The organism is Acuticoccus sediminis, from assembly GCF_003258595.1.
Lineage (GTDB): Bacteria > Pseudomonadota > Alphaproteobacteria > Rhizobiales > Amorphaceae > Acuticoccus > Acuticoccus sediminis.
In genome coordinates, this window is sequence record NZ_QHHQ01000001.1 from 506067 (window position 1) to 525414 (window position 19348).

The window sequence follows — 19348 nt, forward strand, 5'->3', positions numbered from 1 at the left end:
TCTGTTTAAGGAAACATGGGCTCGCGCCCGTACAAGACAATCGGTCTTCGGGGGAAACTATTACGCCGCTTGGTCCGGCGCCGGAAGCGCGAGGACGGCGGGTTCGTGCCCCGAGCGGCGCAGGATCTCGAACAGATCGTCTCGCGCCAGCGTGACGGTCGCCGTGTTGCGCAGCGGATGGACGTTGATCAGGTCCGCCGCGTCCAGCGCCTCGTGAAAAACGCAGGCGACCTCACCCGCGTCGTCGTTGATCAGCGCCAGCGGCGTCACCGATCCGGGCGTGACACCCAGCATCGCGACCATCGCTTCCGCCGAGCCGAAGCTGACGCGACCTTTCGCCCCAAGCACCGTATGGATGCGCTTGAGGTCGATCGACGCGTCCTCGGGGGCGGTGACCAGGAAGTATTTCCCCTTCTTGTCCTTCAGGAAGAGGTTCTTGGTGTGGAGGCCGTCGATGGTGCCGCGCAGCTCCACCGCGTCTCCCACGGTGAAGGCGGCCTCGTGCTCCACGGTCGGCGGGTCGATGCCGAGCGCGGAGAAGGCTTCGGCCAGGCGGTCGAAGCCCCTCGGTGCCGCCGGCGCGTCTCCTGCGCTCAACCGGCCTTCGCGACCGCGCGGGCCGCCAGCACCGTGACGAGATGCGCGCGGTACTCCGCCGAGCCGTGGATGTCGGCGAGCATCATGTCGGGGTCGACCTTGATGCCGGACACCGCGTCGGGCGACCAGTTGGCCTTCAGCGCCTCTTCCATCTCGGTGACGCGGAAGACGCCGTCGTTGCCCGAACCGGTGACCGCGACGCGCGGCCCGTCGGCGGTGAGCGCCACGAACACGGAGCACAACGAGTAGCGCGAGGCCGGGTTGCGGAACTTCTCGTAGGCCGCCTTCTGCGGGACCGGGAAGGCGATCCGGACGATGATCTCGTCCTCGTCGAGCGCCGTCTCGAACATGCCCTTGAAGAACTCGTCCGCGGTGTAGGTGCCCTTGGAGGTGGTCACCGTGGCGCCGAGGCCGAGGAGCGCGGCCGGGTAGTCCGCCGCCGGGTCGTTGTTGGCGACCGAGCCGCCCATCGTGCCCATGTTGCGCACCGCCGGATCGCCGATGGTCGCGGCGAGGCCCGACAGGACCGGCAGGACGCGGTTGATGTCGGCCGACGTCGCGACCTCGGAGTGGGTCGAGGCGGCGCCGACGACGACGGTGTCGCCCTCGACGGAGATGCCCTTCAGCTCCGGGATCCTGGTCACGTCGATGACGTCGGTCGGCGCGGCGAGGCGCTGCTTCATGGTGGCGATCAGGGTCTGACCGCCGCCCAGGAACTTGCCGTCCTCGGAGGCCGCGAGCCTCGCGACCGCGTCGTCGAGCGACGTCGCCTTGGCGTACTTCGTCTGGTACATCGCTTACTCCGCCGCCATCGGGGTGGCCTTCATCTCGGAGGCCGCCGCGTCGATCGCCTTGACGATGTTGTGGTAGCCCGTGCAGCGGCAGATGTTGCCCTCGAGCTCCTTGCGGATCGTCTCCTCGTCGAGCCCCTCGGGGTGACGCTTCACGATGTCGACCGCCATCATGATCATGCCCGGCGTGCAGAAACCGCACTGCAGGCCGTGATGGGTGCGGAAGGCCTCCTGCATCGGGTGCAGCGTATCGCCCTTCGCGAGGCCTTCGATCGTGGTGATCTCGGCACCGTCCACCTGCGCCGCGAACACGGTGCAGGACTTCACCGCCTTGCCGTCGATGTGGACGGTGCAGGCTCCGCACTGCGACGTGTCGCAGCCGACGTGGGTGCCGGTGAGGCCGAGATGCTCGCGAATGAACTCGACCAGAAGCGTCCGGTCTTCCACCTCGCGCGAGACCGCACGGCCGTTCACCGTCAGTTTGACTTCGCTCATCGCTCCCCTCGCTCTCAGGCGCCCGACGCCTTTAGCGTTATTCCAACTTAGCTCAGGACTACCAGAACTAAGATGACGGCCGCAAACGCTAGTACGCCCCAAAAGAAGGCACCGCCCCAGAAGCGATTGGCGGACGCAGCCTCGAGTTGCGTCTCGATGCTGTCCTCGGGGTGAAGCGCCTCGATCGCTGCCACGCCGCCGTCCTCGAATTCCTCACGGGCCATTTCCACCCGCTCGGCCGACGGTTCGACGCGTCCCGCCGTCGCCGCCATCACGGCCGGGTCGACCGGCGCGTCCGCCCCGGCGGCGACCGGGCCCGCCGTGCCGGCCGCGGGCCCGCTGAGCATGGCGGAGAGCTGCTCGAAGAAGTCCGCGGCGTATTTCTTCGCGGTCGTGTCGACGAGGCGCGATCCGAGCTGGGCGAGCTTGCCGCCCACCTTGGCGTCGACCGCGTAGGCGAGGATCGTGGCGTCGCCGTCCTCGGTCAGCGTGACGTCGGCCTTGCCCTTGGCAAAGCCCGCGACGCCGCCCTTGCCCTCGCCCTGAATCGTGTAGCGTTCCGGCGCGACGGGATTCACGATCTCGACGTCGGCGTCGAACGTCGCCTTGACGGGCCCCACCTTGGCCTGAACCCTCGCGACCATCTTGTGGTCGTCCACCTTCTCGAGGGTCTGGCAGCCCTTGATGCAGTTCTTCAGGATTTCGGGGTCGTGCAGCGCGTCCCACACCACCTTGCGCGGGGCCGGGATGCGGTGTTCGCCGGTGAGTTCCATAGCTCGGTCTCCAGTGACAGCGGCCGCCGAACGGCGCCGCGCGGGCCACGCCCCCGGCGAGGCGCGTGGGCGGGCGTTTGCGGCGACATTGCCCGGTTCGGGGCGACCTCTCAACCATTCCTGCATGATGCGGTTCATCGGCCGCGGCGGGCACCACCACCGGCGATCCGCCCCGGCGCCCGATTCGCGCTGCCGGAACCGGTCATGGCGGTCGCGCGCGGGCGGTTTTCCTCGCGTCGGCGCATCGTCTCGCCGCTCAGACCGATTCAATCGGAGCGGATGATGCGCTAGGGAAGGCGGATGACACTCTCTGTCCTCATCGCCGACCCCTGGGACGGCTACGCGCTCCTCGACTCCGGCGGCGGCCGCAAGCTGGAGCAGTACGGCGACGTGCGCCTCGTGCGTCCGGAGCCGCAGGCCATGTGGCATCCCTCGGAGCCCGACCTGTGGGATACCGCCGACACCCGCTTCGAGGGCACCGACGAGGACGACGGCCCCGGACGCTGGAGCGACCCGGTGGGCGACTTCACCGTACCCATCGGCCCGGCGCGGATGATCTGCCGGCTCGGCAGCAACCACCACCCCGGCCTCTTCCCCGAGCAGCGCCCCCACTGGGACAACGCCGTCGCGGCGCTCAGGGGCTACGAGGGCGCCGAGGTCCTCAACCTCTTCGGCTATACCGGCGCGGCCTCCCTCCTCCTCGCCGCGGCGGGGGCGAAGGTGACGCACATCGACGCCTCCAAGAAGGCGATCGCCTGGGCGCGGGAAAACCAGGAGGCCTCCGGACTTCAGGATGCGCAGGTCCGCTGGATCTGCGAGGATGCCTCCAAGTTCGTCGCCCGCGAGGTGCGGCGCGGCCGGCACTATCAGGGCATCCTGCTCGACCCGCCCAAGTTCGGCCGCGGCCCCAAGAACGAAGTCTGGAACCTGTTCGATGACCTGCCGCCCCTCATGGCCGACGTCAGTGCGATCACCGCGCCGGACGCACGCTTCGTGATCCTGACCGCCTACGCGATCCGCGCCTCCGCGCTCGCCGTCGGCCGGCTCATGGAGGAGGTGATGGCCCCGCACGGGGGCTCGGTCGAGGCCGGCGAGCTGGCGTTGCGCGAGCGCACCGGCCGGCTGCTGCCCACGTCCATGTTCGCGGTGTGGCGCCCGTGAGCGGCCCGCGGTCCGGCAGCGTCAAGCACGTCACGTCGACGGCGAACCCGCTGATGAAGGCCGTGCGGGCGCTGCATCAGCGCAAGGCGCGGGTGGAGAGCGGCCTGTTCCTCGCCGAGGGCCACAAGCTCGTCATCGACGCGCTCGCGGCGGGCTGGACGCCCACCATGATCGTCGCGATGGAACCGGCGACGGCCGCCGTGTCCGAGCTGGCCGCCCGCGTCCGGGCGCTGGGGGCCGATGTCGTCTTCGCCAACGCGGCGGTGATGGAGAAGGTCGCCCGGCGGGAGAACCCGCAGACCGTCATCGGCGTCTTCGAGCAGCACCTCGCCGACCCGGCCAAGATGGCGGAGGGCACGATCATCGCCCTCGAGGAGCCGCGCGATCCCGGCAATGTCGGCACCATCATCCGCACCGCGGATGCGCTCGGCGCCGCCGGCGTCATCCTCATCGGATCGAGCGCGGACCCGTTCGGCGTCGAGGCGGTACGCGCCACGATGGGGTCGATCTTCCACGTCCCCCTCGCCCGCGTGGAGCGCGAGGACTTCGTGCGCTTCGCCGCCCGGCGCGCGGGTCCGCTGATCGGCACCCACCTCGCCGGAAGCGTCGACATCCGCACCGTCGAGCCGTCCGGATCGCAGATCCTCCTCATGGGCACCGAGCAGTCGGGCCTCACCGAAGAACTCGCCGCCCGCTGCGACGTGCTGGTGCGCATTCCGATGGCGGGCAAGGCCGATTCCTTCAATCTTGCCATCGCGACGGCGATCGGGCTCTATGAACTCAGGCGCCCAACACTTTGATGCCGGCCGCCATCACAGAGATTTCAATCCATTTTCTGCCATTTTTAAGAGACATCGAGTCCGGATAGCGCATAGTCCCGCCCGACCCGCCGATGCCAATTCATGTGATTGACTCATGGCCCCTGCCCTTACGTTCGACACGATCTACTTCTTCGGCGGAAGTCTGACCGACTCCGGCAACTTCTACGCCGCCACCGAAGCGGTCTCACGCAAGGCTGTGCCTCTTACGTCGGCCGGCTACGCGGAGCAGTTCTCCAACGGACCGGTCTACGCCGACCTGGTACCGGGCCTCCTCGGCGTCGCCGGGGGCGAGGAGACGAACTACGCCGTCGGCGGCGCCCGCATCCTCGCCGACCGCACGATCGAGGACGTGATCGGCCGCTTCGCCGTCCGCCCCGACGCGACGGAGGAGGATCTCGCCTACGGGGTGGACTATCCGAGCGAGATCGAGCGCTTCGTCGCCGACCACGGGGGCGAGGACCTCTCCAACGTCGCCATCTCGATCTTCGTCGGCTCCAACGACCTGCGCGAGTTCCGGCCGCCGCGCGGCACCCTCGAGGCGAAGCTCGCCGCCGCGCACGACTTCGGCGTCGCCCTCGCCGACGCGATGCTGGAGGAGACCGCGCCGGCGATCGACCTCGGCGTCGGCACGGTGATCTTCAACACGCTGCCCGATTCCGGCGTCTTCCCCGTCACCCGCTACGAGCGGCCCAACGACAGCCTCATCAGCGACGCCGTGGTCGCCGCCTACAACGAGACGCTCGCCTCGATCGCCGAAGACCTCGAGGACATGGGCACCACCGCCGTGGTCGTCCACCTCGACGTCCTGTTCGAGGAGGTGACCGGCGACGCGGCGTCCTTCAACTTCCGCGACCCCGGCATCTCGGTCTATCTCGGCGGCGGCAAGGCCCCGATTCCGAATTTCGGCGCGCGCAACATCCCGCAGGACCAGCTCATCTTCTTCGACCTGGTCCACCCGACGACGGAGATGCACGAGATCATCGCGGCCTTCGAGGCGGCGAGCCTCACGGCCAACGTCGTCATCGGCGACGCGCTCGCCAGCGACGTCACCGGCACCATGCAGTCGGACCTCTTCCTGGGCCGCGACGGCGACGACACGGCCGAACTCGGCCTCGGCGACGACATCGCGATCGGCGGCCTCGGCAACGATTCGCTGGTCGGCGGGCCGGGCGATAACCTCCTGATGGGCGGCGCCGGCGACGACACGGTGACCGGCGGAGGCGACGACGACATCCTCGCCGACGGGACCGGCGACGACGGGCTTGCGGGCGGCGGCGGCAACGACCTCCTGATCGTCGGCGCGGGGTCGGACACCGCGCGCGGCGGCGCCGGGGACGACGTCGTCGTCTGGACCGAGCCCTCGCTCGTCGGCGGAGACCGGCGGGGCGGCGACCAGACGGTGCTGTGCGGCGGCGAGGGGACCGATACTTTGGTCCTGCGTGTCGCCGACGCCGGCGACGCGACATTCGACGACCCGACCGCCGTCAACGTCTTCGAGGCGCTCGGCGTCACGGCGGGGCAGTTCGAGGAGATCATCGTCGTCGAAGGCTTTGAGGAGCTTCCGATTTCCTCCGACCAGATCGCGACGGCGGACCTCTGGCACCTCATCTGACCGGCGGCCGGGCGGCCATGCCCGGAACGCCTGCCCGCGGGCCGGAAAGTCCTCCCGGCTAACGGCGGCGCGAAAATCCGGACTGCCGCGGATGAGACCAATCCGCGGTCTCGCGCGTTGAGGCTCTGCAGCCGGCAGACGTTCCATCCCCCATCGCATCGCGTCGGCCGCCAGAACAATAATGGAGCCGCCCCGTCATGCGTACCCCGCTCACATTCGACGAGATCGTCTATTTCGGCGCCAGCTATACCGATAGCGGCGCCTTTTTCGAGGCGTCCGAGAAGGTCGCCATCGTACCGATCCCATTCGAAGCCGCCGGCTACGACCACCAGTTCTCGAACGGTCCGGTCTATGCCGACCTGGTGCCGGGCCTCATCGGCGTGACGGGTGGCGAGGACCTGAACTATGCCGTCGGCGGCGCGCGGATCTCCGACAACCGGAACATCGAGGACCTCATCGGCGGCACCGTCGACCTGAACCCCTTCGCCGACGAGGACGACCTCAATTTCGGCGTCGACTACCGTCACGAGGTGGCGCGCTACCTCAACTCCGGCAATGCGGACGGCGATCTGTCGAACGTGGCCGCCTCGATCTACATCGGCAACAACGACACGCGCGAGTTCGAGATCCCTGACGGCACCCACGCCGAGATCTTCGCGGCGGCGGAGGACTACGGCCGGCAGCTCGCCAACTCGCTCCTGGTCCAGACCCGCCCGCTGCTCCGGGCCGGGGTCGAGACGCTGATCTTCAACAATCTCTCCAACGTCGAGGTATTCCCCGCCTCGAACGCCAGCAGCGACTTTATCGTCAATGTCGGCGACCACATCGTCGAGGCGTTCAACACCGCCCTCGAGACCATCGCCGACCGCATCGAGACGCGCGGCTTCGCGACCACCGAGCTCATCGATCTCGGCCTGATCCTCGAGGAGGTGACACGGGACGCCTCCAGCTTCCGGTTCCGGGACGCCGACCTCGCGGTGAACTTCGGCGAAGGCTCGACGCCGGTGCCGAACCCGGCCGCCCGGGACATCCCGGTGGATCAGATCGCCTTCTTCGACCAGGTCCACCCGACCACCGAGTTCCACCAGATCATCGCCGCCTACCAGGCCGAGAGCCTGACCTCCAACGTGATCGTCGGCACCGACGACAACGACCCCGACCTCATGGGCACGCGCGGCGACGACTTCGTCATCGGCCTCGACGGGCGCGACACCATCATCCTGGACGGCGGCAACGATGTCGCGATGGGCGGCCGCGGCGACGACGTCATCGACGGCGGTGCCGGTTCCGACCTCATCATCGGCGGCTCCGGCAACGACCAGCTCGTCGGCGGCGGGCGGATCGACATCATCGCCGATGGTGACGGCGACGACGCGGTGCAGGGCGGTGACGGCGGCGACCTCATCCTCGCCGGTGCGGGCAACGACACGATCCGCGGCGGCGACGGGCGCGACTTCTTCGTCTTCACCGACCCGGAGCTTCTGGGCCGCAACCGCGGCGACGACCATACGGTGATCGTCGGCAACGGCGGCGTCGACACGCTCTTCCTCGCGGTCGAGGACGCGTCGGAGTTCGACGTCGACCCGAACGCCACCGTCCACGATTTCGGCGATCTCGGCCTCACCGTCGGTCAGGTCGAGAACATCGTCGTCGTCGAGGGGCTCGACTTCGAGATCAACGCCCGCTCGGCCCAGTTCGCCGAGGCCGATCTCTGGCACCTCGTCTGAGGTGCCGGCGGCGCCGCGGCCGATGGCCGGCGGCGCCCCGTCGCCCTGACGCGGTCTAGAGCTTGGACTCGACCGCGTCCCAGTACATCGCCGCGACATTCGGGCCGCCGAGGCGCTCGACCGCGCGGATGCCGGTGGGCGAGGTCACGTTGATCTCGGTCAGCATCCCGTCGATCACGTCGAGGCCGGTGAACAGCAGCCCCATCTCGCGCAGGCGCGGCCCGACCCGCTCGCAGATCTCGCGCTCGCGGGGCGACAGGTCCGTCGCCGCCGCCGCGCCGCCGCGGACCATGTTGGAGCGGATCTCGCCCTTCTGCGGCACCCGGTTCACCGCCCCAGCGAACTCGCCATCGATGAGGATGATGCGCTTGTCGCCCTCGGTCACCCGGGGCAGGAAGCGCTGGATGACGTAGGGCTCGCGGTACGTCGCCTCGAACATGTCGAGGAGCGAGCCGCGGTTGGGATCGCTCGGCCCCAGCTTGAACACCGCCCCGCCGCCGTGACCGTAGAGCGGCTTCACCACGATCTCGCCGAACTCCTTGTGGAACGCCGCGATCTCGTCGCGCGAGCGCGTGATCAGCGTGTCCGGCATGAGGTCGGTGAACTCCAGAACGAACACTTTCTCGGGCGCGTTGCGCACGCCGGCCGGGTCGTTCACCACCAGTGCGTTGGCGCGCTCCAGGAGGTGGGTGGAGGTGATGTAGGCGAGGTCGAACGGCGGATCCTGGCGCAGCAGGACGACGTCCATCTCGTCGATCGGTGTCGGGACGCGTTCGCCCAGGGTGTAGTGGTTCCCCTTCTCGTCACGAACCTCGAGAGGCTCGATCGCGGCCGAGATGACGCCGTTTCGGTACGTCAGCCGGTCCGGGGTGGTGTGAAAGAGGGTGTGTCCTCGACGTGTCGCCTCCAACAAGAGTGCGAAGGTGGAATCGCCGGCGATGTTGATGCCTGCGATGGGGTCCATCTGGACCGCGACCTTGACCATGGTGCGCCTCCCGCTCGTCCGTTCACATGCGTTGCAAATGAGCGAAAGGCAATGGCTCAGGATTTCATGGCGAGCGCGCGCTTGTAGAGGTCGCGGCGCTTGAGGCCGGTCGCGCGGGCGACGTCCGCCGCCGCCGCGCTGGCCGGCAGCTTGTCGAGCGCGGCGGCGAGCAGCGCGTCCACCTCCGCCTCGTCGATCTCCCCCCGCTCCGCCGGCGGCCCCACGAGGAGGACGATCTCGCCTTTGGTCTCGGTGCCGGCGTATCGCTCGGCGAGCTCCCCCAGAGGGGCGCGGTCGACCGTCTCGAACCGCTTCGTCAGCTCGCGGGCGACGGCGGCCTCGCGGGGGCCAAGCGTCCCGGCGAGGTCGGCCAGCGTCTCGGCGAGGCGGTGCGGCGCCTCGAAGAAGACGAGCGTCGCCGGGACCGCCATCAGCTCGCGGATCCGCTCGACGCGCGCCGCGTGCCGGGGCGGCAGGAATCCCACGAAGAGGAGCGAATCGGTCGGCAGCCCCGCGACCGACGCCGCCGCCATCGGCGCCGCCGGACCCGGCACGGCGTGGACCGCGATTCCGGCGTCCCGCGCCTCGCGCACGAGGCGGTAGCCGGGGTCGGAGATGAGCGGCGTGCCGGCGTCGCTGACCAGCGCCACCGAGCGGCCCTCGGCGAGGTCGGCGAGGAGGCGCGGGCGCTGGGCCGCCGCCCCGTGCTCGTCGTAGCGCACGAGGTGGGCGTCGATGCCGAAGTGCTGCAGGAGGCGGCCGGTGTGGCGCGTGTCCTCGGCGGCGACCATGTCCGCGCCGGCCAGCGTCTTCAGCGCGCGCAGCGTGATGTCGCCGAGATTGCCGATCGGCGTCGCTACAATGTGAAGACCTGGGGGTGCGGGGTCGGCGTTTAAGGAAACGCCGTCGACCACGAAGGTTCTGCGTGCCACGGTGTATCCCTGCTTGAATGGTCGACGATGAATGGTAGAGGTTAGCGCCGTGTTCAAGACGACGATAAAACCTGCCGCGCGAGCCGGCCTCCTCGCGGCATTGACCGTCCTCGGCGGCTGCTTCGGCTTCGGCGGTGGCGACGCACCGACTCCCGATGCTCTCGTCACGCAACGGGATCTTTCCACTCAGCCGGACAACGTCAAGATCATCGGCGAGGGGTCCGTCACCGTCACCATGCTGCTGCCGCTCAGCGCCGGCGGCAGCGCCTCGGGCCTCGCCCAGTCGTTCGAGAACGCCGCGGACCTCGCCCTGAAGGACGTGGCGACCGACAATATCCGCGTCGAGATCCGCGACACCGGGGGCGAGACGGACGTCGCCAAGGCCGCCGCCGAGCAGGCCATCGGCAACGGCTCGCGGCTGATCCTCGGCCCGGTGTTCGCCGAAGCGGTGCGCGGCGCAGCCGAACCGGCACGCTCCGCCGGCGTCCCGGTCATCGCCTTCTCCACCGATTCGAGCGTCGCCGGCCGCGGCGTCTACCTGCTCTCGTTCCTGCCGCGACAGGACGCGACGCGCATCGTCGCCTACGCCGCGAGCCAGGGCATGAACAGCTTCGCCGCGCTGGTGCCCAACAACAACTACGGCCTCGTGATGGAAGCCGCCTTCCGCGAGGCCGTATCCTCAGCGGGCGGGCGCGCCATCGCGATCGAGCGCTACAATCAGGGCGAGATCGAAGCCTCCGCGCAGTCGCTGACGAGCCGCGGCGCGTTCCAGGCCCTCTTCGTCCCGAACGGCGGCGACGATCCGTCCAACGCGGCGAAGATCTTCGCCAACGCCGGCCTCTCGCCCAAGCTGCTGGGCAGCGGGCAGTGGGCCAACAAGGCGATCATTTCCTCCCCCGCGCTGGTCGGCGCATGGTACCCCGGCCCCGCGCCCGGGGGGTTCGCCAACTTCTCGAAAAAGTACGCCGCCGCCTACGGATCCAACCCGCCGCGGACCGCCTCGCTCGTCTATGACGCGACGCTGCTCGCCAACGGCCTTGTCGGCGCGCGGGGAGACGGCGCCTTCCGCGCCAACTCGCTGCAGACGAGCGACGGCTTCCTCGGCGTCGACGGCGTCTTCCGCCTGACCCGCGACGGACTGTCGGAGCGCGGCCTCGCGGTGTACGAGGTCATTGCGGGCGGCGAATCGAAGGTCATCTCCGAGGCGCCGACGAAGTTCGGCCGCTGACATGACGACCCGACCGGACGACCGCATCCGCCCGGGTTCAATCCGGATTCGCTGATGGCGCGCATTCTCATCGTGATCTCCGGCGGCATCGCGGCCTACAAGGTCCTCGACCTGATCCGCCGCCTGCGCGAGCGTGGCCACGAGACGCCGGTCGTCATGACCGAGGCAGCGACGCGCTTCGTCACGCCGCTCTCCGTCGGCGCGCTCTCCAACGCCCCGGTCCTGACCGACCTCTTCGACCTCGACTGCGAGCGGGAGATCGGCCACATCCGCCTCGCGCGCTCCGCCGACCTCGTCCTCGTCGCCCCCGCGACGGCGGATATCCTCGCCCGCATGGCGGCCGGCCGCGCCGACGATCTGGCCGCGGCGACGCTGCTGGCGACCGGCGCACCGGTCCTCGTCGCCCCCGCGATGAACCCCTTCATGTGGTCCCACCCGGCGACGCGGCGGAACGTCGCCCGGCTCGAGGCGGACGGGGTGCGCTTCGTCGGCCCCGAGGCGGGCGAGATGGCCGAGCGTAACGAGGCCGGCGTCGGCCGCCTCGCCGCGCCCGAGGCGCTGCTCGCGGCGGTCGATGCGATCCTGTCGCCCGCACCGCGCCCCCTCGCCGGCCGGCACGTGATCGTGACCTCCGGGCCGACTCACGAACCCATCGACCCGGTGCGCTACATCGCCAACCGCTCGTCCGGCCGTCAGGGCCACGCCATCGCCGGCGCGCTCGCCGCCGCCGGCGCACGGGTGACGCTGGTCTCCGGCCCGGTGACGATCCCGACGCCGCCGGGCGTCGACCTCCGCGCCGTCGAATCCGCCCGCGACATGCTGGAGGCGGTGACCGCCGCCCTCCCCGCCGACGCGGCGGTGATGGCCGCCGCCGTCGCCGACTTCCGGGTCGACGCGGCGACGCAGAAGATCAAGAAGACCGGCGCCCCGCCGGTGCTGAACCTGACCGAGAACCCGGACATCCTCGCCACCGTCGCCAAGGGCGCGGAGCGGCCCCGCCTCGTCGTCGGCTTCGCGGCGGAGACCCAGAACGTCATCGAGTACGCGCGCGACAAGCTGAAGCGGAAGGGTTGCGACTGGATCGTCGCCAACGACGTCTCCAGGGACGTCTTCGGCAGCGGCGACAACACCGTGCATCTCGTGACGCCGGACAGCGTCGAGGACTGGCCGCGCCTCTCCAAGGCCGAGGTCGGCGAGCGTCTGGTCGCGCGGATCGCCGCTGCGCTCGGACCCGCCCCGCGCTGATCGCGGCTGCCGCCACGCCACCCAGGGTGCTAGACAATCGCCATGATCGACGTCCCGTACATTCTCCTCCCCCACGGTGAGGGCCTCGGCCTCGGCTACGCCAGCGCGGCGGCCGCCGGGCTCGACCTTCCCGCCGCCGTCCCGGCGGACGAGCCGCTGACGCTCGCGCCCTGGAGCCGGGCGATGGTGCCGACCGGCATAGCCATCGCCCTGCCGCCGGGGACGGAGGCGCAGGTCCGCCCCCGCTCGGGGCTCGCCGCGCGCCACGGCGTGACCGTCCTCAACTCCCCCGGCACGGTGGACGCGGACTACCGGGGCGAACTGAAGGTCATCCTCGTCAACCTCTCCGACGAGCCGTTCGTGATCCGGCGCGGCGAGCGGATCGCCCAGCTCGTCGTCGCCCCCGTGGCGACGGTGACGCCCGTCCCCGTCGCCAGCCTCGACGCGACGGAGCGGGGCGAGGGCGGCTTCGGATCCACTGGCCGATGACCTTCTCCCCCGCCGAGATCGAGCGGTACGCGCGTCACCTCGTGCTCGCGGACGTCGGCGGGCCGGGCCAGCAGAAGCTGAAAGACGCGCGGGTGGCGGTGATCGGCGCCGGCGGCCTCGGCTCGCCGATGATCGCCTACCTCGCCGCGGCGGGGGTCGGGACGATCCGCGTGATCGACGACGACGCGGTCTCGCTGTCGAACCTGCAGCGGCAGATCCTGCACGGCACGCCCGACATCGGCCGGCCGAAGGTGGAGAGCGCCGCCGACGCCGTCGCGCGCCTCAACCCGGAGGTGACGCTCGAGACCCACGCGGTCCGCTTCACCGAGGAGACGGCGGCGCTGCTCGACGGGTGCGACGTGATCGCCGACGGGTCCGACAACGCGGCGACGCGCTACGCCGTGTCCGACGCCGCGTGCCGGGCGGGGATCGCGCTGGTGACGGCCGCCGTCAACGGCTACGACGGTTCGGTCACCACGCTGACGCCGCACGAGATCCGGCCCGACGGCACGCCGTGGCCGACCTACCGCTGCCTCTTCCCCGACCCGCCGCCGGACGCGCTGATCGACACGTGCTCGGCCACGGGGATCCTCGGTGTGGTGACGGGCGTGGTCGGCACGATCCAGGCGACCGAGGTGCTGAAACTCATCCTCGGCGTGGGCGAGCCGCTGCGGGGCCGGCTGCTCCTCTTCGACGCGCGGGACATGCGCTTCGACACGATCTCGTACGACTGGGACCCCGCGAACCCGCTGACCGGCCGCAACCGCTAGACGCCGCCCCGCTCGACCCCGCCCAAGCCCGCGTTCTCAGGGTCGGGGCCGGGTCAATGGGCCGCCCGGAGCCACGCGCAGCGCAGCGAGCATGGCGAGGACGGGCGAAGCGAACCCATTGACGCGGTGCCGACCCGGCCCAGGCTGGTCGAGGGGATCGGGAGGACCGGAGCGGAGCCGCAGGCGAGCACCGGATCGTCCCGAACCCCTGCCCGTCGGCGAGACGGAGGGAGCGCGAGGGGGGAACCCCCCTCGCCCCTTCGAAAGGATGCCGGCGCGGAGCGCCGCCCGCAGCCGGGCCTCGACGGCGCCGCTACTCGAGCGGCAGCCAGTCCCCGGTCGGGTCGTAGGCGTCGATGGCCGACGCCTTGTCGAGCGTCTCGTCGCCGAGGTCGGCCTCGTAGACGACCCCGTTCTCGCCGACCAGGAAGGACATGATGCCGGTCTCGCCGTAGGCGGACGGGAATGCGACCAGCGCGTGGCCGCCGACCATGTTCCCGCCGAGGACGTAGTCGTACGCGCCGCCGGGCGCCCCGGGTCCCTGCTTGTCGAGGATGCGGAAGTAGTACCCGAGATAGGGCTCCGGCTCGTTGGTCTCGCCGTCGACGGTGTAGCCCTCGGCCGAGGCCCGGGCGACGAAGTCGCCGATCGGGCTCTCCGGCAGGCCGGGCTCGGGCGGCCAGTAGAGGCCGTTGCGCTCGCCCGGGTCGCTGAGGATGGCGCTGGCGAACTCCATGACGCCGTCGCCGTCGTAGTCGATCTGCCGGTACGCGGCCTGGACGCGGACGTAGGCACGGACGAGGTCGATGACGTCGAGCTCGTTCTCGCCGATGCGCCGGGCCTCGATCTCCTCGCGGCCCGCTTCGGCGTCGAGGCGCCAGGAGCCGTCCTCGCCCTTCACGATCGGAATCGGCGCCGGCCACTGGTCGTCGCCGATGTAGAGGACGGCGGTGTCACCATCCACGACGATGCGGTGCATCGTGTTGTAGTTGGCGAGGAAGTCGCTCCAGTCCTGACGATCCCGCTCGGCGTCGTCGGAGAAGAGGACGTCGGAGTTCTCCGGGCCGAAGGCCTTGAGGAGCGCGTCGCGGTCCTTGGCGTTGAGCGCGTCGATCACCGCTGCGACGGCGGCGTCCGGAGAGTCGTAGGTGGCCGGCTCCGCGAGGGCCGCTCCGAGCGGCAGGATGCTGGCCGCGATGGTCACAAGTACGCGGTTCATTGTCGTGCCCCTTCTTTCTACCGCCGTCGTCCGCCGCCGCGGTGTCCACCGCCGCCCCGGCTCGCCTTGCCCCGGTGGCCGGCCGCTTTCGCCCGGTGGCCGCCGGAGGACTTGTGCATGGCCGTGCGCTTGGGCCCGGCCCGCGAGGGTGACGCGCGCTTCGGCGCGGACCGTGCCCCACCCTTGGGCCGCGAGACCTGGCGGGTCTGCGGCCGGCGCGGCGCGCTCGAGGCCCGCTTGGCGCTGCTCGCCTTGCCGCGGGCGGCCGCCTTGTGTGTCTTCGTGCCGGACGTGCGCGCCGGTTTCGACAGGGCCTTGTTCGAGGGGCCCGCCTTGCGCGGCGCGCTCGCGCCCGGCCGGCCCGGCCCCTTGCTCACCTTGCCGCCGCCGCCGGAGCCTGCCTTGAGGCGCTGCTCGACGTTGGCGCGGTCCGGCCGCCCGCCGCCGCCCGGCCGGTTGCCGCCGGCCTGCGGGCGCTGGCCGCCGGGGCGCTGGCCGCCGGGGCGGTTGCCCGCGTCGCCGCGCTTGCGGTTCTCGATGTCGCGGCGGGCCTGCTGGCGCTTGCGGTCGTCCGGCTTCCAGGCGCCGGTGCCGTCGCCCGGCCGGTTGGCGCCGGGACGGTTGCCGCCGGGACGGTTGCCCGGGCGGTTGCCGCCGGGACGATCCCCGCCGGGCCGGTCGAACCCGGGCCGGTTGGGCCGGTCCCCGGGACGGCCCGGGCGGTCGCCCGGACGCAGGGGCCGGTCGATATTGACGTCGCCGCCGATGTTGATGTCGCCGCCGGGCCGTCCCGGACGGCCCGGACGCCCGTCCCAGCCCGGTCGCGGCGGAGGCCGGTAGCCCGGACGCGGGTAGACGTAGTGGTCGTCCCAGTGGACCCGCGGCGGGCCGTACCAGTAGTCCCGGTTGTAGTTGTTGTTGAAGAGCGAGTTGATCGCGAGGCCGGTGCCGAACGCGATGGCGCCGGTCGCCAGCACGGCGCCGGTGTCCCAGTTGTTGCTCGTCGTGTCCACGTAGACCGGCTGCTGCACCACGGGCGTGGTGTAGGTCGTCACCGGATTGTAGCTCGGGACGTAGACCTTGTCCGGCTGCGACGGCTCGATGACGATGGTGTTGTTGACGGTCTCGACCGTCTGGGCCTCGTTGCTCTGCAGGTTGCCCACCGCCTGGGCGCGGGCGCGCTGGCGCTGGACGGCGTCGAGGACGTCGTCGCTCTGCGCGAGCATCGCGTCGCCGAGGTCCTCGGTCCAGTCGAGGTCCTTGGCCATCATCTCGATCACGGTCGGGAAGCCGGTGGCGAGGATGGCGATGCTCTCGTCCCAGCCCTGCGCGTTGGCCTGCGTCTCGCGCTGATCGGCGGGGAGGTCCTTGTTGGCATCGACCCAGCGGCCCGCCTTGACGATGTCCAAGGGGTAGGTCGCCGCGACGAGAACCTGCGCGATCAGGTTGTCGGGATAGAGCGCGATCGGCGCGACGAGGGTGTCGAGATCGCTTTCGGAGAGCTCCGAGCCCTGGTCGCCGACGGGGTCGCCCGTCGCCTCGACCAGATCGGTTCCCGGCGGAGCCTCGACCGGCAGGTCGACCTCCTGAAGGTAGTTGCCGCTGACGAACCCGTCGGTTCCGTTGGCGTTGACGGCGCACCAGCTCCCCGCAGCGTCGCAATCGCCGATATCGACGGAGGTTCCGCCGGGAAGTACTCCCAGCGACTCGTAATTTGTACCAGGACCCGCCCTGAAATTCACATTTGACGTCGTAACGCCAGGCACGGCATGGGCGGCCATGGCGATTAAGGACGCAGAGAGAGCCGTCATAAATCGAAGAGATCGCATCTCGCTGCCCTCCCACGAGATCGTTTATTGCGTTTATAAACGCCGACTTACTGAGAAACGTATGTCCAAATAAGAACAGGCGCAAGACAGCCGATATAGGTACAATTATATCAATCCGTTCGCGCCTGACTTGATCTATCGCATGTCCCGCCCTAGCGCTCGGGCAGGGAGCGGGCCCGGCTCTGCCAGTCCAGCGGGCCGAGCGCCTCGCGGAAGGCGAAGCGGACGAGGTGGCCCTCCACCACCTCCTCCGTCTCCACCCGCTGCACCGCGTCGGGGCTGTCGACCTCGATGTCGAGCCGTTCGCTCCGCGCGGTGAGGGTCGCTGTGCCGCATTCGAAGCGGAAGACGGCGATGCCGTCGCCGGTCTCGACGTCGATCTTGTGCGCGAAATGCCTGGCGAGCTGGGTGACGTAGCGCTGCGCGTGGCTCGTCGGGACGTGTGCCGCCGAACGGCCCGCGGCGGTGGGGTCGATGATCGCCATCAGAAACGCGCCGTCGCCTTGAGGAGGAAGGAGCGCCCCGGCTCGTAGAGCGGGACAACGGAGCCGTACTCGGTGCCGTAGGTGCCGCGCGCGACGTACGCCTCGTCGAAGACGTTGTTGACCTCGCCGCGCAGGGTGAGGTTCGGGAACTGGACCGGGGTCCACTCCGCGAAGGCGTTGACCACCTCGTAGCCCGGCAGCGGCTCGCCGGCGCCCGCGATGTCGGCGTCGTAGGTGTCGTCGTACTCGAACGCGACCTCGATGTTGGCGCCGACCCTGACCCCCCACGGCGCGTAGAGGTAGGAGGCCGAGCCGGTCACGATGTGGCCCACCGGCGTGGTGAGGTACTGGCCGACGTCCGTGTCGGCCGGCCGGCCGTCGATCTCGGCGTCGACGTAGGCGTAGGCGACGCGGCCGCTGAAGCCGTTGTTGGCGTAGCCGGCCGAGAGCTCGTAGCCCCGGGTGCGCACGTCCCGCTGGACGACCGGGCCCTCGTTGTAGCTCGGCGTGCGCGCGTTGTAGATGCGGGTCTGGAAGACCTTCGCGCCGGCGGAGAAGCCGTTGTACTCGCCCTTGAGGCCGGCGACGACGTTGTCGGAGGTCGTCGGCTTCAGGTCGCCGTCGTAGACCCAGGTCGGGTTGATGATGAAGTTCTCCGCCAGCGGAATCCCGCCCCAGACGTGGGAGACGCCCGCGTAGGCGGTCAGGAAGCTGGTCAGGTCCACCTCGCCCGACAGGTTGAGTGAGGGACCGGCGTTCCACTCGCCCTCACCGTCGATGCCCTCGAAGTGCTGCACGTCGACGCGCGCGCCGCCGGACGCCCGGACACGCTCGGTGAGATCGAGCCGCGCCTGCGAGTAGAAGCCGATGTTCTGCGCCCGCTCGGTGCCCGATTCGTCCCAGGCCCGGTCCGGGAGGTAGCGGTAGTCGAGCTCCGCCTCGTCGACGTAGAAGTCGGTGCCGAAGACCAGCGAGCCGTACTCGCCGCTGAAGGTGTTCTGCGCGCGGCCGTTGAGGGACTGGGTGCGCCCGTAGCTCTCCTGGTCAGGCTCCTCGATGTCGAGGTTGGTCTTGCTGAAGCCGATCTGCACCTTGGGGTCCCAGTAGGGCAGCGGCGTCTCGTCGGTGTAGGTCACCGTGTAGTTCTGCCGGGTGATGTCGTAGGGGCGCGTCAGCGGGAACGGGCGGCCGCCGATGACCTGCCCGATGTTGGCGCGGTAGGGCCGGTCCTCGTCGTCGTTGACGATCTCGAACGCCGCCTCGATGCGGTCGCCGGTCGGCGCCTGATAGGCCACCTTGCCGAGTCCCGACAGGAGGTGCGTCCCGGAGCCGATGATCTCGTTGCCGTTCCCGTCCTCGCGCAGGCCGCCGTCGGCGAACTTGCCGAAGAGCAACGCCTCGAAGCCCTGATAGCGTCCGGCGAGGGTCCCGCTGGTAGACCAGATGTCGCCGTTCGTCTGGTACTCGCCGGTGACCTGGCCGCCGAACATCTTGCCCGGCTCGAGGATGTCGCCGACGTCCTTGGTCTCGAAGGCGATCGCGCCGCCGAGCGCGCCGGGGCCCGCGTCGGCCGGTGCCACGCCGGGATCGACGCGGACGGCCTTCAGGAGGTCGGTGTCGATGTAGGTCGTGCCGCTGTGGTGGAAGACCTTGTTGTTCTGCCGCGTGCCGTCGATCGTGATGGCGAGGTTCGTCTCCTCGACGCCCTGCACGTAGATCTTCTGCGACGCGGGGATGGACGACCCGACCGTCACCGACGGCTCGTCGATGAAGAGCTCCTGCAGGTCGGACGGGTTGGTCCGGGCGATTTCCTCCGGCGTGATGGCGAAGCTGCCGGGCGCGCCCGTGTCGCCGGTGCCGGCGATCGCGCCGCCCTGCCCGGCCGCCGCGGCAGCGCCATCGTCTCCCGCGCCCTCGCCGGTCTGGTCGCCGGCGACGACCACCGGGTCGAGCACGATCACCCCGGTCTGCGCGAGCGCCTCCAAGGGAAAAACACTGGCGGAGGCGGCCAGCAGGACGAGGGAGTGGCGCATTGGTCGAACCCTTTCGCAGCCCGATAATCTGACGTGGACGGTCAACTTTTACGGACGCGATTTTTATATGACTATCTGAGTCCAATATCCTTTTCTGGATTATTGCAGGCGTGCCAAGATCACTGTGACCGGCCTGCAACGCTTTTGCTTCTCAAT

At 70.0% G+C, this 19348-nt stretch carries 18 protein-coding genes; 8 read left to right on the plus strand and 10 right to left on the minus strand.

Annotation, left to right across the window (positions count from 1 at the left end; all coding sequences use genetic code 11):
• Positions 1–60: 60 nt before the first annotated feature.
• From DLJ53_RS02170 to DLJ53_RS02185, 4 genes are read right to left on the minus strand one after another with little or no spacing between them, the layout of a single operon-like run.
• On the minus strand, positions 61–597 hold the full coding sequence (locus tag DLJ53_RS02170; RefSeq protein WP_111341939.1) for a prolyl-tRNA synthetase associated domain-containing protein: 537 nt from the start codon (positions 595–597) through the stop codon (positions 61–63).
• On the minus strand, positions 594–1391 hold the full coding sequence (locus tag DLJ53_RS02175; protein WP_111341941.1) for an FAD binding domain-containing protein: 798 nt from the start codon (positions 1389–1391) through the stop codon (positions 594–596). Before DLJ53_RS02175 ends, DLJ53_RS02170 begins: the two co-directional genes overlap by 4 nt.
• 3 nt (positions 1392–1394) lie before the next feature.
• Positions 1395–1883, minus strand: coding sequence for a (2Fe-2S)-binding protein (locus DLJ53_RS02180; RefSeq protein WP_111341943.1), 489 nt, complete (start codon positions 1881–1883; stop codon positions 1395–1397).
• A 47-nt stretch (positions 1884–1930) separates the two neighbouring features.
• Positions 1931–2656, minus strand: coding sequence for an SRPBCC family protein (locus tag DLJ53_RS02185; protein WP_111341945.1), 726 nt, complete (start codon positions 2654–2656; stop codon positions 1931–1933).
• Positions 2657–2956: 300 nt separating this feature from the next.
• Here DLJ53_RS02185 and DLJ53_RS02190 point away from each other — a divergent pair, with 300 nt between their 5' ends.
• From DLJ53_RS02190 to DLJ53_RS35450, 4 genes are all read left to right on the plus strand, one after another.
• Positions 2957–3817, plus strand: a complete 861-nt coding sequence (locus tag DLJ53_RS02190) for an RsmD family RNA methyltransferase (RefSeq protein WP_111341947.1) — start codon at positions 2957–2959, stop codon at positions 3815–3817.
• Positions 3814–4617 carry a TrmH family RNA methyltransferase gene (locus DLJ53_RS02195; protein WP_111343970.1) on the plus strand — a complete coding sequence of 268 codons (804 nt, stop codon included), beginning with the start codon at positions 3814–3816 and terminating at the stop codon, positions 4615–4617. Before DLJ53_RS02190 ends, DLJ53_RS02195 begins: the two co-directional genes overlap by 4 nt.
• A 115-nt stretch (positions 4618–4732) precedes the next feature.
• Positions 4733–6250 carry an SGNH/GDSL hydrolase family protein gene (locus tag DLJ53_RS02200; RefSeq protein WP_111341949.1) on the plus strand — a complete coding sequence of 506 codons (1518 nt, stop codon included), beginning with the start codon at positions 4733–4735 and terminating at the stop codon, positions 6248–6250.
• Positions 6251–6447: 197 nt separating this feature from the next.
• The gene (locus DLJ53_RS35450; protein WP_111341951.1) at positions 6448–7977 is read left to right on the plus strand and encodes an SGNH/GDSL hydrolase family protein; all 1530 of its coding nucleotides are present in this window, start codon (positions 6448–6450) and stop codon (positions 7975–7977) included.
• Between the two features lie 55 nt (positions 7978–8032).
• Here DLJ53_RS35450 and gshB read toward each other — a convergent pair whose 3' ends face one another.
• Together gshB and rsmI are read right to left on the minus strand one after the other, a co-directional pair.
• On the minus strand, positions 8033–8962 hold the full coding sequence (gene gshB / locus DLJ53_RS02210) for a glutathione synthase (protein WP_111341953.1): 930 nt from the start codon (positions 8960–8962) through the stop codon (positions 8033–8035).
• A 56-nt stretch (positions 8963–9018) separates the two neighbouring features.
• Positions 9019–9894 carry a 16S rRNA (cytidine(1402)-2'-O)-methyltransferase gene (gene rsmI, locus DLJ53_RS02215; protein ID WP_111341955.1) on the minus strand — a complete coding sequence of 292 codons (876 nt, stop codon included), beginning with the start codon at positions 9892–9894 and terminating at the stop codon, positions 9019–9021.
• 31 nt (positions 9895–9925) lie between these two features.
• Here rsmI and DLJ53_RS02220 point away from each other — a divergent pair, with 31 nt between their 5' ends.
• Genes DLJ53_RS02220 through DLJ53_RS02235 form a run of 4 tightly spaced genes read left to right on the plus strand, consistent with a single transcriptional unit; the run spans position 9926 to position 13626 of the window.
• Entirely contained in the window at positions 9926–11122 is a 1197-nt protein-coding gene (locus DLJ53_RS02220) for a penicillin-binding protein activator (protein WP_111341957.1), read from the plus strand.
• Positions 11123–11176: 54 nt separating this feature from the next.
• Positions 11177–12367, plus strand: coding sequence for a bifunctional phosphopantothenoylcysteine decarboxylase/phosphopantothenate--cysteine ligase CoaBC (gene coaBC, locus DLJ53_RS02225; RefSeq protein WP_111341959.1), 1191 nt, complete (start codon positions 11177–11179; stop codon positions 12365–12367).
• Between the two features lie 42 nt (positions 12368–12409).
• A complete protein-coding gene (gene dut / locus DLJ53_RS02230; RefSeq protein ID WP_111341961.1) occupies positions 12410–12856 on the plus strand; it encodes a dUTP diphosphatase in 447 nt (148 codons plus the stop codon).
• The gene (locus tag DLJ53_RS02235) at positions 12853–13626 is read left to right on the plus strand and encodes a HesA/MoeB/ThiF family protein (RefSeq protein WP_111341963.1); all 774 of its coding nucleotides are present in this window, start codon (positions 12853–12855) and stop codon (positions 13624–13626) included. The genes dut and DLJ53_RS02235 overlap by 4 nt, the downstream gene beginning before the upstream one ends.
• Before the next feature lie 313 nt (positions 13627–13939).
• On the opposite strand, the gene DLJ53_RS02240 is transcribed toward DLJ53_RS02235, so the two are convergent.
• The 4 genes from DLJ53_RS02240 to DLJ53_RS02255 form a co-directional block, all read right to left on the minus strand.
• Positions 13940–14845 carry a DUF2950 family protein gene (locus DLJ53_RS02240; protein WP_111341965.1) on the minus strand — a complete coding sequence of 302 codons (906 nt, stop codon included), beginning with the start codon at positions 14843–14845 and terminating at the stop codon, positions 13940–13942.
• Positions 14846–14862: 17 nt separating this feature from the next.
• Positions 14863–16587, minus strand: coding sequence for a DUF3300 domain-containing protein (locus DLJ53_RS02245; RefSeq protein ID WP_162408783.1), 1725 nt, complete (start codon positions 16585–16587; stop codon positions 14863–14865).
• A 239-nt stretch (positions 16588–16826) separates the two neighbouring features.
• On the minus strand, positions 16827–17159 hold the full coding sequence (locus tag DLJ53_RS02250; protein WP_111341969.1) for a DUF2218 domain-containing protein: 333 nt from the start codon (positions 17157–17159) through the stop codon (positions 16827–16829).
• Positions 17159–19192, minus strand: coding sequence for a TonB-dependent receptor domain-containing protein (locus DLJ53_RS02255; RefSeq protein ID WP_111341971.1), 2034 nt, complete (start codon positions 19190–19192; stop codon positions 17159–17161). The genes DLJ53_RS02250 and DLJ53_RS02255 overlap by 1 nt, the downstream gene beginning before the upstream one ends.
• Positions 19193–19348 lie beyond the last annotated feature (156 nt).